16 protein-coding genes are annotated in these 13,252 nt (G+C 62.2%); 4 read left to right on the plus strand and 12 right to left on the minus strand.

What is annotated here, in order from left to right; translation table 11 throughout:
* Positions 1-4: 4 nt before the first annotated feature.
* The 4 genes from J1G37_RS05565 to J1G37_RS05580 form a co-directional block, all read right to left on the minus strand.
* Entirely contained in the window at positions 5-1,144 is a 1,140-nt protein-coding gene (locus J1G37_RS05565) for a homoserine O-acetyltransferase (RefSeq protein WP_207040467.1), read from the minus strand.
* 187 nt (positions 1,145-1,331) lie between these two features.
* Positions 1,332-1,919 carry a YggT family protein gene (locus tag J1G37_RS05570; protein WP_207040468.1) on the minus strand — a complete coding sequence of 196 codons (588 nt, stop codon included), beginning with the start codon at positions 1,917-1,919 and terminating at the stop codon, positions 1,332-1,334.
* Positions 1,920-1,946: 27 nt separating this feature from the next.
* Positions 1,947-2,765 carry a pyrroline-5-carboxylate reductase gene (proC, locus tag J1G37_RS05575; protein WP_207040469.1) on the minus strand — a complete coding sequence of 273 codons (819 nt, stop codon included), beginning with the start codon at positions 2,763-2,765 and terminating at the stop codon, positions 1,947-1,949.
* A 33-nt stretch (positions 2,766-2,798) separates the two neighbouring features.
* Positions 2,799-3,485: a YggS family pyridoxal phosphate-dependent enzyme gene (locus J1G37_RS05580; protein ID WP_207040470.1), complete on the minus strand. Its 687-nt coding sequence runs from the start codon at positions 3,483-3,485 to the stop codon at positions 2,799-2,801.
* Positions 3,486-3,542: 57 nt separating this feature from the next.
* Between J1G37_RS05580 and J1G37_RS05585 the strand changes: the two genes are divergently transcribed.
* Positions 3,543-4,577: a type IV pilus twitching motility protein PilT gene (locus tag J1G37_RS05585; RefSeq protein ID WP_207040471.1), complete on the plus strand. Its 1,035-nt coding sequence runs from the start codon at positions 3,543-3,545 to the stop codon at positions 4,575-4,577.
* Between the two features lie 143 nt (positions 4,578-4,720).
* Here J1G37_RS05585 and J1G37_RS05590 read toward each other — a convergent pair whose 3' ends face one another.
* Positions 4,721-5,350 carry a C40 family peptidase gene (locus J1G37_RS05590; protein WP_207040472.1) on the minus strand — a complete coding sequence of 210 codons (630 nt, stop codon included), beginning with the start codon at positions 5,348-5,350 and terminating at the stop codon, positions 4,721-4,723.
* Between the two features lie 249 nt (positions 5,351-5,599).
* Here J1G37_RS05590 and J1G37_RS05595 point away from each other — a divergent pair, with 249 nt between their 5' ends.
* A complete protein-coding gene (locus J1G37_RS05595) occupies positions 5,600-6,028 on the plus strand; it encodes a TM2 domain-containing protein (RefSeq protein ID WP_207040473.1) in 429 nt (142 codons plus the stop codon).
* Between the two features lie 165 nt (positions 6,029-6,193).
* On the opposite strand, the gene J1G37_RS05600 is transcribed toward J1G37_RS05595, so the two are convergent.
* From J1G37_RS05600 to gshB, 7 genes are all read right to left on the minus strand, one after another.
* Entirely contained in the window at positions 6,194-7,465 is a 1,272-nt protein-coding gene (locus tag J1G37_RS05600; protein WP_207040474.1) for a dihydroorotase, read from the minus strand.
* Positions 7,462-8,466 (minus strand): aspartate carbamoyltransferase catalytic subunit, encoded by a 1,005-nt coding sequence (locus J1G37_RS05605; RefSeq protein WP_124527306.1) that lies wholly within the window; start codon positions 8,464-8,466, stop codon positions 7,462-7,464. The genes J1G37_RS05600 and J1G37_RS05605 overlap by 4 nt, the downstream gene beginning before the upstream one ends.
* 23 nt (positions 8,467-8,489) lie before the next feature.
* Positions 8,490-8,996 (minus strand): bifunctional pyr operon transcriptional regulator/uracil phosphoribosyltransferase PyrR, encoded by a 507-nt coding sequence (pyrR, locus tag J1G37_RS05610; protein WP_207040475.1) that lies wholly within the window; start codon positions 8,994-8,996, stop codon positions 8,490-8,492.
* A gap of 73 nt (positions 8,997-9,069) precedes the next feature.
* On the minus strand, positions 9,070-9,507 hold the full coding sequence (gene ruvX / locus J1G37_RS05615) for a Holliday junction resolvase RuvX (RefSeq protein WP_005792259.1): 438 nt from the start codon (positions 9,505-9,507) through the stop codon (positions 9,070-9,072).
* A complete protein-coding gene (locus J1G37_RS05620) occupies positions 9,507-10,076 on the minus strand; it encodes a YqgE/AlgH family protein (protein ID WP_207040476.1) in 570 nt (189 codons plus the stop codon). Before J1G37_RS05620 ends, ruvX begins: the two co-directional genes overlap by 1 nt.
* A 172-nt stretch (positions 10,077-10,248) precedes the next feature.
* Positions 10,249-11,154: an energy transducer TonB gene (locus tag J1G37_RS05625; RefSeq protein WP_207040477.1), complete on the minus strand. Its 906-nt coding sequence runs from the start codon at positions 11,152-11,154 to the stop codon at positions 10,249-10,251.
* 77 nt (positions 11,155-11,231) lie between these two features.
* A complete protein-coding gene (gshB, locus tag J1G37_RS05630; RefSeq protein ID WP_124527301.1) occupies positions 11,232-12,185 on the minus strand; it encodes a glutathione synthase in 954 nt (317 codons plus the stop codon).
* A gap of 239 nt (positions 12,186-12,424) precedes the next feature.
* Here gshB and pilG point away from each other — a divergent pair, with 239 nt between their 5' ends.
* Entirely contained in the window at positions 12,425-12,832 is a 408-nt protein-coding gene (pilG, locus tag J1G37_RS05635) for a twitching motility response regulator PilG (protein ID WP_026137140.1), read from the plus strand.
* A 46-nt stretch (positions 12,833-12,878) separates the two neighbouring features.
* Positions 12,879-13,244, plus strand: coding sequence for a twitching motility response regulator PilH (gene pilH, locus J1G37_RS05640; protein WP_124527300.1), 366 nt, complete (start codon positions 12,879-12,881; stop codon positions 13,242-13,244).
* Positions 13,245-13,252 lie beyond the last annotated feature (8 nt).

Below are 13,252 nucleotides of genomic sequence, written 5' to 3' on the forward strand. Positions count from 1 at the left end.
TTTCTCACAATACGATTCGGTTCATGTAGTTGCTGAACGCTTGCAGGTAGCGCGGGATCGGGATCAGGAAGGCGTCGTGGCCTTGCGGAGCGTCGATCTCCAGGTAGCAGACGTCTTTGCGCGCGGCCATCAGCGCATCCACCAGTTCGCGCGAGCGCGCCGGCGAGAAGCGCCAGTCGGTGGTGAACGACATCACGCAGAACTTGGCCGTGGCGTGTTCGAAGGTTTTTGCCAGGTCGTCGTCATGGTTGGCCGCCGGGTCGAAGTAGTCCAGGGCCTTGGTCATCAGCAGGTAGGTGTTGGCGTCGAAACGCCCGGAGAACTCCTCGCCCTGATAACGCAGGTAGCTTTCCACCTGGAACTCGACGCTGTGGAAGTCGTAGTTGAGCTTCTCGCTCTTGAGGCCACGGCCGAATTTCTCGCCCATGGAGTCATCGGACAAGTAGGTGATGTGCCCGACCATCCGCGCCAGCATCAGGCCGCGCTTGGGGATCACCCCGGCTTCCTGGAACGAACCGCCGTGGAACTCGGGGTCGGTGAGGATGGCCTGGCGCGCCACTTCGTTGAAGGCGATGTTCTGCGCCGACAACTTCGGTGCCGAGGCGATGGCCAGGCAATGGCGCACGCGGTCCGGGTAGGTGATGGTCCATTGCAGCGCCTGCATGCCGCCCAGGCTGCCACCGATCACGGCGGCCCATTGCTTGATAGCGAGCAGGTCGGCAAGGCGGGCCTGGCTGTGCACCCAGTCTTCCACGGTAAGCACCGGGAAGTCGGCGCCGAACGGCTTGCCGGTTTCCGGGTTGAGGCTGCTGGGGCCGGTGGAACCGTTGCAGCCGCCGAGGTTGTTCAGGCTGACCACAAAGAACTTGTCTGTGTCGATGGGCTTGCCGGGGCCGATGCAACTGTCCCACCAGCCGGGCTTGCGGTCGTCGGCAGAATGGAAGCCGGCGGCGTGATGATGGCCGGACAGGGCGTGGCAGATCAGCACGGCGTTGCTGGCCGTGGCGTTCAGTTGGCCGTAGGTCTCGTAGATCAGGTCATAGGCAGGCAGCGAACGGCCGCAGGCCAAGGCCAGCGGTTCGCTGAAGTGCGCCACTTGGGGCACGACCAGTCCAACAGAATCGGGGGGGAAGGCAGCTGGCATCGACCCTGCTCTCGTTTAAATGAGGCGTAAGTCTAAAGAGCGGGGACCCTAGCGGCAAGCAAACCCTTCCCGGCCGATCGTTCCCACGCTCTGCGTGGGAACGCCACTTGTGACGCTCTGCGTCACGCGATGGGACGCTGAGCGTCCAGCCTGCATTCCCACGCGGAGCGAGGGAACGATCTGCATGTCAGATCAGCCCGAACAGCATTTTGGGCATGGCTGCAAAGTCAGCCAGGTACGGGACCACCCAGCCCTGGATCAGCTGGATCGCGATAAACGCGAAGATCGGCGAGATATCCAGGCCACCCAGGTTCGGGATCAAGCGACGGAACGGCGCCAGTACCGGCTCGGTGATCTGGAACACCAGCTCGGCGCCGGGGCTGCGGCTGCCCGGTGCGACCCAGGACAGGATCACGCTGATGATCATCGACCAGAAGATGATCTTCAAAAACAGCGAGAAGATCCCGATCAGCGCCCATGGCAACAGCAGCACGGTGTAGGGCAGGAAGCCTTTGAGCAACAGCACCACGGCAAACAGCAGGATCTGCAGCAGCAGTGCCAGCACCAGCGACGACATGTCCAGGCCGAACATGCTTGGCACGATCCGGCGCAGTGGCTTGAGCAGCGGCTGGGTGGCCTTGACCACGAATTGGCACAGCGGGTTGTAGAAGTTCGCCCGCACCAGTTGCAGGATAAAACGCATCAGCACGATCAGCAGGTACAGGCTGCCCAGGGTCTGGATGATGAAAATAAGCGCGTCATTAAGGCCAAGCATGTGTGATTCCTTGATTGGGACGACTATTTATTTGCCCAGCTGCTCGGCCATTTCTGCCGAACGATGTGCTGCGGCACCCAGTGCTGTTTCCACCAGGGCTTCAAAGCCCCCGGCCTGGAAGGATTCGATGGCGGCTTGCGTGGTGCCGCCCGGCGAGGTCACGCGGCGGCGCAGTTCGGCGGCGTCGACGTCGCTGGTCACGGCCATTTTTGCCGCGCCCAGTGCGGTTTGTTCCGACAGCTGTTTGGCGATTTCCTGCGGCAGGCCCAGCTTCACGCCGGCGGCGGTCATGGCTTCGATCAGCAGGAAGAAATACGCCGGGCCGCTGCCGGACACCGCAGTGACCGCATCCAGTTGCTGCTCGGTTTCCAGCCACAGGGCGATGCCCACGGCGGACAGCAGCTCCTGAGCTTGATCCCGTTGTGCGGCGCTGACTTCAGCGGTTGCGTACAGGCCGCTCACGCCCTGGCGCAGCAGCGACGGGGTGTTGGGCATGCAGCGCACGATCGGCTGGGCGCCGAGCCAGTTGTTCATGCTGGCGCAGGTAATGCCCGCGGCGATGGACACCACCAACTGCTGCGGTTGCAGGCTCGGGCGCAGGCTTTCGCACACGGCCTTCATGGCCTGCGGCTTGACCGCCAGCACGATCACATCGACGCCCTGGATGGCCTCGGCGTTGTCGGCAAAGGTCTCGATACCGTGCTCGGCGCTGACGCGGGCACGGGTCTCGGCGCCCGGGTCGCTGGCGCGGATCTGCGCGGCATCCAGGCCCTTGGCCCGCAGGCCACCGATCAGGCTGGCCGCCATGTTACCGGCGCCGATAAAGGCAATACGCGTGTTGCTCATGACAGGTCCTTATTCAGTGAAAAGTCAGCCATTTCACGGCTGGCCGTAGTCGCGGGCGCCAAACAGTGCGGTACCGATCCGCACCCAGGTGGCGCCTTGGGCGATGGCTGACTCAAGGTCGTGGCTCATGCCCATGGAAAGTGTGTCGAGCGGCAGATTCAAGCCGGCTTGCAGCTCACGCACCGTGGCGAAGGCTGCATCTTGCGCGGCACGATCGTCAGTCGGCTCGGGAATCGCCATCAAGCCCCGCAACTGCAAGCGCGGCAGGGCGCTGATCGCCTGGGCCAGGGCCGGCAGGTCGGCGGGCGTACAGCCGGACTTGCTGGCTTCGCCACTGACGTTGACCTGGATGCAGATGTTCAGCGGTGGCAGGTCAGCCGGGCGTTGTTCGGACAGGCGTTGTGCGATTTTCAGGCGTTCCACGGAATGCACCCAAGCGAAGTTCTCGGCGATAGCGCGCGTCTTGTTCGATTGAATGGGGCCGATGAAGTGCCAACTCAAGGGCAGGTCGGTTAATTCAGCCTGTTTGCCCAGGGCCTCTTGCAGGTAGTTCTCGCCAAAGTCGCGCATCCCGGCGGCGTAGGCTTCACGCACGGCCTGGGCGGGTTTGGTCTTGCTCACGGCCAGCAGGTGGACGCTGTTTGCGTCACGCTGGGCGGCGTCGGCGGCGGCGCGGATACGCTGGCTAACCAGCTCAATGTTGTCTGCTATCGTGGACATTCAAGATGCGCCCGTGGACATGGAGTCCGCGGCATTCTACTGGAAATGGAAAGCCCTATGGATATCACTGAACTGCTGACGGCAGGCGTGCGCCGTGGCGCGTCCGACCTGCATTTGTCGGCCGGCCTGGCGCCGATGCTGCGTGTGGATGGCGAGGTCTGGCCGCTGGATTGGCCGGTGCTGTCGGCGCCCCAAGTGGCCGATTTACTCAGCCCTTTGCTCAATCAACACCAGCAAAAGGATTTCGAAACATCTCTTGAAACAGACTTTGCCTTCGAACTGCCGGGCGTGGCGCGGTTCCGGGCGAATGTGTTCCAGCAGGATCGCGGCATGGGCGCGGTGTTTCGCACCATTCCCCATGAGGTCCAGAGCCTGCAAAGCCTTGGCCTGGGGGAAGTCTTCCAGCGTATCGCCCAACTGCCCCGTGGCCTGGTGCTGGTCACCGGGCCAACCGGTTCGGGCAAGTCCACCACCCTGGCCGCGATGATCGACTACCTCAATCAGCATCGGCGCCAGCACATCCTCACCCTGGAAGACCCCATCGAATTTATCCACAGACCAAAAACCGCGCTGATCAACCAGCGCCAGGTGCACCGGGACACCCACAGCTTTTCGGCGGCGTTGCGCTCGGCGCTGCGGGAAGACCCGGATGTGATTCTGTTGGGTGAACTGCGCGACCTGGAAACCATCCGCCTGGCCCTGACGGCCGCAGAGACCGGACACCTGGTGTTTGGCACCTTGCACACCGCATCGGCGGCAAAGACCGTGGATCGGCTGGTGGATGTGTTCCCGGCGGGGGAAAAGGCCATGGTCCGCTCGATGCTGGCGGAGTCGTTGCAGGCGGTGGTGTCCCAGGTGTTGGTGAAAAAACTTGGCGGCGGGCGTGTGGCGGCCCACGAGATCATGCTGGGCACACCGGCGGTTCGCAATTTGATTCGGGAGGACAAGGTGGCGCAGCTGGTCTCGGCGATCCAGACCGGTGGGGCGTTGGGGATGAAGACGCTGGATATGAGTTTGAAGGCGCTGGTGGGCGAGGGGCTGGTCAGCCGGGAGGATGCGCGGGAGAAGGCGAGGGTGCCAGCAGACATCTAGCAAACAGTGGGATCAATGTGGGAGCTGGCTTGCCTGCGATGCGGGCACCTCGGTGTATCAGTTAGACCGAGGTGCCCGCATCGCAGGCAAGCCAGCTCCCACATTGGATTGCATTCCAGATGGGGAGCCAAGGGTCTATAAGATCAGCGCTGAACAACCCGCAGGTTATTGTTCTGCTCTTTCGGCAACACGCGCTTTGCAATCACGTAGTTCTTGTCCCAGAACGGCTTCTTCAGCGTGTCGATGCTCACCGACTTGCCACGACGCGGTGCGTGGATGAAGCGGTCGTTGCCCAGGTAGATGGCAACGTGGTTGACCTGGCGGCTCTTCAGTTTGAAGAACAACAGGTCGCCCGGCTTCAAGTCCTTGCGATCCACCTTCTGCCCGTGGCCGGCGGCCATGGCATTGGAAGTGCGCGGCAGGTCCACGGCGGCAACGTCGTTAAACGCGTATTTCACCAAACCACTGCAATCGAACCCTTTACTTGGGCTGCTGCCGCCCCAACGATAAGGGGTACCGAGCACGTTGACGGCGCGGCTGAGGACATTGCTGCTTTGCTTGGTGTTGACGCCGACCAGGCCGTTGGCGTGGGCCTTGCTCAGTTGAGTCGGGCGGTTGACGGTCAGTTTGACCGCTTTGCTGGTGCCGGGTGTGCTGTGAACTTTAGGGGTGAAACCATTAACGTTCGGAAGTCGTTGCTCACGATTGGTGGCGTGGGCGGCCAGTGGCATTAATAGGCAAATGGTTAGCCATGTCTTGAAAAATGGTCGCATTAGGCGTGGCTCTTTTTGGTTTGCGCGCAACTTTATAACAGCTTTTTGTGTCGTTATAAGGCCGTTTGTCGATTGAACCTTGGGGTCAAAGTCAGCAAAAACGCGACGAATCGCCGCAATTGTCCTACACAAGTCAGGTGGCATAAGGCTTTGCGGGAGGGAAGATACCATCGGCCACACGTCGGGCGCCCGTAAAAAAGTCACAAAGAAAATGAAAATATTTATCTATCGAGGCAAAAGAGGTACGCCATGAACACCTATCGGCACGATGTTTCGCAGCACGACACGCACAGCAAGGTAATCGGTTACCTGCTCTGGATTTTCGGATTTACCGGCGCGCACCGCTTCTATTACGGCAAACCCGTGACCGGCACGATCTGGTTTTTCACCTTCGGCCTGCTGGGCATTGGCTGGCTGATCGACCTGTTCCTGATCCCGGCCATGGACCGTGAAGCCGACCTGCGGTTTACCGCCGGGCCCATCGAATACAACGTGGCCTGGATTCTGTTGACGTTCCTGGGGGTGTTCGGTGTGCACCGCATGTACCAGGGCAAATGGATCACCGGTTTGATCTACCTGCTGACCGGTGGTTTGTTCCTGGTGGGGGTGCTGTATGACTTCTGGACGTTGAATACGCAGATTTCGATCCGCAATGCCGAGCGCAATGGCGGCCGCTGAGTTTCTAGAGGCTTATGCAAAACCAACTGTGGGAGCTGGCTTTTGTGGGAGCTGGCTTGCCTGCGATGCAGGCACCTCGGTGTATCAGTCACACCGCGGTGATGCTATCGCAGGCAAGCCAGCTCCCACATTGACCGTGCCCACATTTAAGTGTGGAACTACTTATCAGGCCTGGTAGGTGATCCGGCCGTCGACCAGGGTGTAACGCACCGCCGCCGGCAGGCTATGACCCATGAACGGGCAGTTTTCACCCTTCGACAGCCAATGCTCGCCCGCCACGGTGGAGCTGGCCGGGTCAAACAGCACCACGTCCGCTGCCGCACCCACTGCCAGCTTGCCTGCCGGCAGGCGCAAGGCCTCGGCCGGGCCGCTGCTCAGGCGTGCCAGTAGCGTCGGCAAGTCCAGCAGACCTTCTTCCACCAACGTCATCGCCAACGGCAACAGCAGCTCAACACTGCTGATCCCCGGCTCTGTCGCGCCAAACGGCGCCAACTTGGCGTCCCGTTCGTGGGGTTGGTGATGGCTGGAAATCGCCGAAACCACGCCCGACTTCACTGCTGCCCGCAAACCGTCACGGTCGGCCCGGGTGCGCAGCGGTGGCTGCACGTGGTACAGGCTGGAGAAGTCGATCAGCGCCTCGTCCGTCAGAATCAGCTGATACAGCGCTACATCCGCCGTCACCGGCAAGCCACGGGCCTGGGCCTGGGCGATCAGGGCCACACCGCGGGCGCTGGTCAGTTGGCTGAAGTGCGCGCGCACGCCGCTTTGTTCCACCAGCAGCAGGTCGCGGGCCAGGGCCACGGTCTCGGCAGTTTCCGGAATGCCCGGCAGGCCGAGGAAACTGGCCACGGCGCCTTCATGGGCCAGGCCGCCTTCGGCCAGGTCGCGGTCCTGGGAGTGGAAGATCACCGTCAGGTCGAAGGTGGCCGCGTATTCCAGGGCGCGGCACAGGGTGCGGGTGCTGCGAAAGCTTTCCAGGCCGTTGCCGAAGGCCACGCAACCGGCGTCGCGCAGGGCGATCAGTTCGGCGAGTTGTTCGCCTTCCAGGCCTTTGCTCAGGGCGCCGATGGGAAACACTTTGCAATTGCCGGCTTCACGGGCGCGGTCGAGGATCAGCTCGGTCACCGCCGAGGTGTCGAGGATCGGCTTGGTGTGCGGCGGGCAGCACAGGCTGGTCACGCCACCGGCTGCTGCGGCGCGGGTTTCGCTGATGATGCTGCCTTTGCGGCTGTAGCCCGGTTCGCGCAGGGCGACGTTCAGGTCCACCAGGCCAGGCGCGGCCACCAGGCCTTTGGCGTCGATGGTTTCCACCGGGCTGAAACCGGCAGGCGCAGCGCCGATGGCAATGATCTTGCCGGCTTCCAGGTGCAGATCGGTAACTTGATCCAGGCCACTGGCCGGATCGATGACGCGGGCGCCGAGGATGCTGAGCTTCACTGGGCGTTCTCCTGCTCGAATTGACGTTGCGCGGTTTGCCCGCTCATGGCCATGGACAGCACGGCCATACGGATGGCGATGCCGTAGGTGACCTGGTTCAGGATTACCGATTGCGGACCGTCGGCCACCGCCGACTCAATCTCCACGCCACGGTTGATCGGGCCCGGGTGCATCACGATGGCATCCGGCTTGGCACCGGCCAAACGGGCGGTGGTCAGGCCGAACAGGCGGTAGAACTCGCCTTCGCTTGGCAGCAGGCCACCGGACATGCGCTCGCGTTGCAGGCGCAACATGATCACCACGTCCACATCCTTGAGGCCTTCGGCCATGTCGGTGTAGACCTTCACGCCGTATTGCTCGATGCCGACCGGCAGCAGGGTTTTTGGCGCGATCACGCGGATGTCCGGGCAACCCAGGGTTTTCAGGGCGAGCATGTTCGAACGCGCCACCCGCGAGTGCAGGATGTCGCCGACGATGGCCACCGAAAGGTTTTCAAAGCTGCCCTTGTGCCGACGGATGGTGAGCATGTCGAGCATGCCCTGGGTCGGGTGGGCGTGACGGCCGTCGCCGCCGTTGATGATCGCGACCTGCGGGCACACGTGCTCGGCGATGAAGTGCGCGGCGCCGGAGTCACCGTGGCGTACGACGAACATGTCGGCGGCCATGGCTTCGAGGTTGCGCAGGGTGTCGAGCAGGGTTTCGCCCTTGCTGGCCGACGAGGTGGACACGTTCAGCGTGATCACGTCGGCCGACAGCCGTTGGGCCGCCAGTTCAAAGGTGGTGCGGGTGCGGGTGGAGTTCTCGAAGAACACATTGCAGATGGTCTTGCCGCGCAGCAGCGGGACCTTCTTCACCGCGCGGCCACCGACTTCGAGGAACGAGTCGGCGGTGTCGAGGATTTCGGTGAGCAGTTCGCGGGGCAAACCGTCGAGGGACAAAAAGTGTTGCAACTGACCCTGAGCATTGAGCTGCAGCGGGCGCTTGGCATCTAGAGGCGTCATCGCGGGGACTCTTTACAAGGGGTTTAAAGGGCGAGGTCTTGCAGTTCGAGTTCGAGCGGCGAGGGACCGGACAATTTTACCCGCTGGTGGGGGGCAAGCGACAGCGTGGCGCCGACCACATCCGGGCTGATCGGCAATTCGCCAGCGTCCAGGTCCAGCAGGCACACCAGCGTCACGCTGGCCGGGCGGCCGTAGTCGAACAGTTCGTTCATGGCGGCGCGGATCGTGCGCCCGCTCATCAGCACGTCGTCGATCAGCACCAGGTGCTGGCCTTCGATTTCGAACGGCAGGGCCGACGGACGTACTTGCGGGTGCAGGCCGTTCTGGCTGAAGTCGTCGCGGTAGAAGGACACGTCCAGGGTGCCGAGGGGCGAATCGCTGCCCAGCTCTTCCAGCAAGGCCTGGGCGACCCAGACGCCACCGGTGCGAATGCCGATGAAGCGCGGCTCGCTGATGGCGCGGTGTTGCAGATGGGCCGTGAGGCTTTTGGCCATCTGGCTGATCAGTTCGGCAGGGTTCGGCAAGCTCATGGTGGCTCCTTCAAGGCCTTGGCGCAGGCAAGGTCCGGGCTCAAACGTAAAAAGACGCGGCAAGCCGCGTCAGTCAGGATTCAAATAAAGCGGTGTTTTCATCCAGCCAACCCTGCAACAGCAAAGCGGCGGCGATGGCGTCGACGGGGTTGTCGCGGTAGCTGCCCTTCTGGCCGCCACGGTCGCGGCGTTCACCCTTGGCTTCAAAGGTGGTGAGGCGTTCGTCGTGGGTATAGAAGGGCAGGTTGTAGCGGCCATTGAGGCGGCGGGCGAATTTTTCGGCGCGCAGGCACATATCGCTGGGGGTGCCGTCCATGTTCAGGGGCAGGCCGACCACCACGGCGTCGGGCTTCCACTCTTTAATGAGGGCTTCGACCTGGTTCCAGTCCGGTATGCCGTTCTGGGCTTTCAAGGTGCACAGCTCGCGGGCCTGGCCGGTGATGACCTGGCCTACCGCTACGCCGATCTGTTTGGTGCCGTAGTCAAACCCGAGGATCAAACGCAAAGCCATCAGGCGTGCCCCGCCTGGCTGGTCAACAGGTTGAGGTTGACGCGCAGCTTGGCGGCCGCGGCCTCCAGGCGCAGTTCGACGGGGGTGTTGAACAGGATGTCGGCGTCGAACGGGCAGCTCAGCCAGGCGTTGCTGGCCAGTTCCGCTTCCAGTTGCCCGGCTTCCCAGCCAGCATAACCGAGGGTGATCACGCTTTGCTCGGGGCCCACGCCGTCGGCGATGGCGAACAGCACGTCCTGGGACGTGGACAGCGACACACCCTCAAGGTCGACCGTGGCCTGGAACTTCGGCCCGGTGGGGTGCAGCACAAAACCGCGATCGGTCTGTACCGGCCCGCCGATGTAGATCGGCACGCCCTGGCAACGGGCCGGAGGGTCGATCTCGGGGCGCAGTTGCTCAAGGATATCCGCCAGGCTCAGGTCTTGCGGGCGGTTCACCACCAACCCCATGGCACCATTGGCCGTGTGCTCGACGATGTAGGTCAAGGTCTGCGCAAAGTTCGGGTCGGCCATGTGGGGCATGGCGATCAGGAATTGGTGCTTGAGGTAGGTCGGGCTGACGTTTTTCATGTCCGCTAGTGTGGCGTTGGAGGGGCGAACTGACAAGCCGCGCGTTGGAAGATCATTCCCACGCTCTGCGTGGGAATGCATCCTGTGACGCTCCGCGTCACGCCTTTGTAGCGGGACGCGGAGCGTCCGGGGTGGCGTTACCACGCAGAGCGTGGGAACGATCTGTCGGCAGTCAGTTACTGGAGAGACGGTCGCCTTTGGCAAATTTCCAGGTGCGGATGATTTCCAGGCGGTCGATGTCGTTCAAGTCCCCGGTAAACGGGGCAAACGGTGCGGCCAGGCGCACGATGCGTTGGGCGGCCTGGTCCAGCAGCGGTTGGCCGGAGGATTCCAGCACCTGCACTTCATATAACGAACCATCGCGGTTGATCGACACCAACAAGCGCAAATTGCCATAGATCTGCTGGCGCCGTGCTTCGTCCGGGTAGTTGAGGTTGCCGATGCGCTCGACCTTCTTGCGCCACTCATCCTTATACCAGGCGCCCTTGTCGCGCATGGTCGAGGCCGCGTTCAGGCGGTAGATACGCGGGCGCTTGGCATATAACTGTTGTTCGTTGGCCAGTTCGGCTTCGAGGCTGGAGATCTGGTCGGACAGTTGCGAGCTGTCGAAGGTCGGCGCCGGTTTCACGGGCTCGGGCCGTGGCTCGGTCTTGGCTTTTTCGGGCTGGGTCGGGGCCTTTTGCGGCTTGGGCGCCACGGTGGTCACAGTGGCCTTGGGCGCCGCCTGCTTGACCTCGGGCTTGGGCGTCGGTGGCGGGGTGACCTTATTCACCTTGTTGTCCTGAAACGGCGCCACTTCGGTGGTCTTGGGCACTGCTTTCTTGTCCAGGGTGCCGCTGCCCTGCTGGTTGTCCTGGGCGAGAAAGTCGGCCTTTTCGGGCGCCTTTTCGCTCTTGAACGTGGAGAGGGTGATTTCCAGGGTGCGGGTGATCTGCTTGGGCTCGACCATGGTGAAGCCGATGCCGAGGATCAGGGCCAGGTGAATCAACGCCGCGAGGAACAGGGTAAATCCGAGCCGATCAGCCGGGCGCACGCCGCTGTGGGAGAGTTCGGGGGGCAGATCGGACGGGAGTGTCATGACAAAGGAACCAACATCGCGCGTTTCACAGGTGGCGCATGATAACGCAATGTTGGTTTGTGTCCGGCTGTTCTATGTCACTTGGCTTGTAGCTTGCGCTCGATGGCGGCCATCAGCATTTCGCCGATATTGGTGCCGAAGGCGTTGTCGATCTCGCGAATGCAGGTCGGGCTGGTGACGTTGATTTCGGTCAGGTGCTCGCCGATGACGTCCAGGCCTACAAACAGCAGTCCCTTTTCCCGCAGAGTTGGACCCACTTGCGAAGCAATCCACCGGTCCTTGTCCGACAACGGCCGCGCTTCACCACGGCCGCCGGCCGCCAGGTTGCCGCGGGTTTCGCCGGCTGCCGGGATGCGCGCCAGGCAGTAATCCACCGGCTCGCCGTCGATCATCAGGATGCGCTTGTCGCCGTCCTTGATCGCCGGCAGGTAGGCCTGGCCCATGATCTGCTGGGTGCCCAGGGCGGTCAGGGTTTCGAGGATCACCGACAGGTTCGGGTCGCCGGCGCGGTGACGGAAGATCGAGGTGCCGCCCATGCCGTCCAGCGGCTTGAGGATCACATCACCGTGCTTGGCGGCGAATTCACGCAGTACGTCGGCGCGGCGGCTGACCACGGTCGGCGGTGTGCATTGTGGGAACAGGGTGGCGAACAGCTTTTCATTGCAGTCGCGCAGGCTTTGCGGCTTGTTGACGATCAGCACGCCGGCGCGTTCGGCCTGCTCCAGCAGGTAGGTGGAGTAGACGAACTCCATGTCGAACGGCGGGTCCTTGCGCATCAGGATCACGTCGAGGTCGCTCAGCGGGCTGTCGACTTCGTCCTGCAGTTCAAACCACTTCTCAGGGTTGGCGAACACCTGCAACGGGCGCATGCGCGCGCGGGCCTCGCCGTCGCCCTGGTACAGGTCGCGCTGTTCCATATAGAACAGGGTCCAGCCACGGGCCTGAGCGGCCAGGAGCATGGCCAGCGAGCTGTCCTTTTTATAGGAAATGCTGGCGATAGGGTCCATGACAATGCCGACGCGAACGCTCATGGGGGATTTCCTCTAGCAAATTAGGGCGCATAAAAGTGGCGTCAGAGTGGCGCTGCGGCTGTTGTGGGTCAAGGAAAAACCACCTGGCCGGTTGCTCGATAGATTGCGCCCGGAGACTGTGCTAAAAAGACTGCCACGGCGCAGCAGCCCTTGAATTCCAAGGCTTCTAGCGCTCATCCTGTGCAACATCAGGCAGTACACACCGAAAACCGATTCGCTGTGGCGATGGTAGAGCAGATATGGAACAGCATTCCAACGCCTTGAGAGTGATGGTGATCGACGATTCAAAGACGATCCGCCGCACCGCCGAAACCCTGTTGAAGAACGCAGGGTGCGAGGTCATCACGGCCATCGACGGTTTCGATGCCCTGGCGCGGATTGTTGATCATCACCCGCACATTATCTTTGTCGACATCATGATGCCGCGCCTGGATGGCTATCAGACCTGCGCCCTGGTGAAGAACAACCCGGCGTTCAAGTCGATCCCGGTGATCATGCTGTCCTCCAAGGACGGCCTGTTCGACAAGGCCAAGGGGCGTATCGTCGGTGTCGATCAGTTTTTGACCAAGCCGTTCAGCAAGGAAGAACTGCTGGGTGCGATCAAGGCCTACGTGCCTGCCTTCGCCGCAGTAGAACAAGCACACTGACACCGCCCCACAAGGGCCGGCGTCCACCAATGTAGTGGGGAAAACCATGGCACGTGTTCTGATCGTCGACGATTCGCCGACCGAAATGTACAAATTGACCAGCATGCTGGAAAAGCATGGCCACCAGGTCCTCAAGGCCGAGAACGGCGCCGATGGCGTGGCCCTGGCCCGTGACCAGAAGCCCGACGCGGTGTTGATGGATATCGTGATGCCAGGGCTGAACGGCTTCCAGGCCACACGCCAGTTGACCAAGGATGCCGAAACCAGCCACATCCCGGTGATCATCATCACCACCAAGGACCAGGAAACCGACAAGGTCTGGGGCACCCGCCAGGGCGCTCGGGACTACCTGACCAAGCCGGTCGAAGAAGAGACCCTGATCAAGACCCTGAACTCGGTGCTGGCCGGCTGAAGGCAGGC

The sequence above is a fragment of the Pseudomonas sp. Marseille-Q1929 genome (assembly GCF_017316265.1).
Taxonomy (GTDB): domain Bacteria; phylum Pseudomonadota; class Gammaproteobacteria; order Pseudomonadales; family Pseudomonadaceae; genus Aquipseudomonas.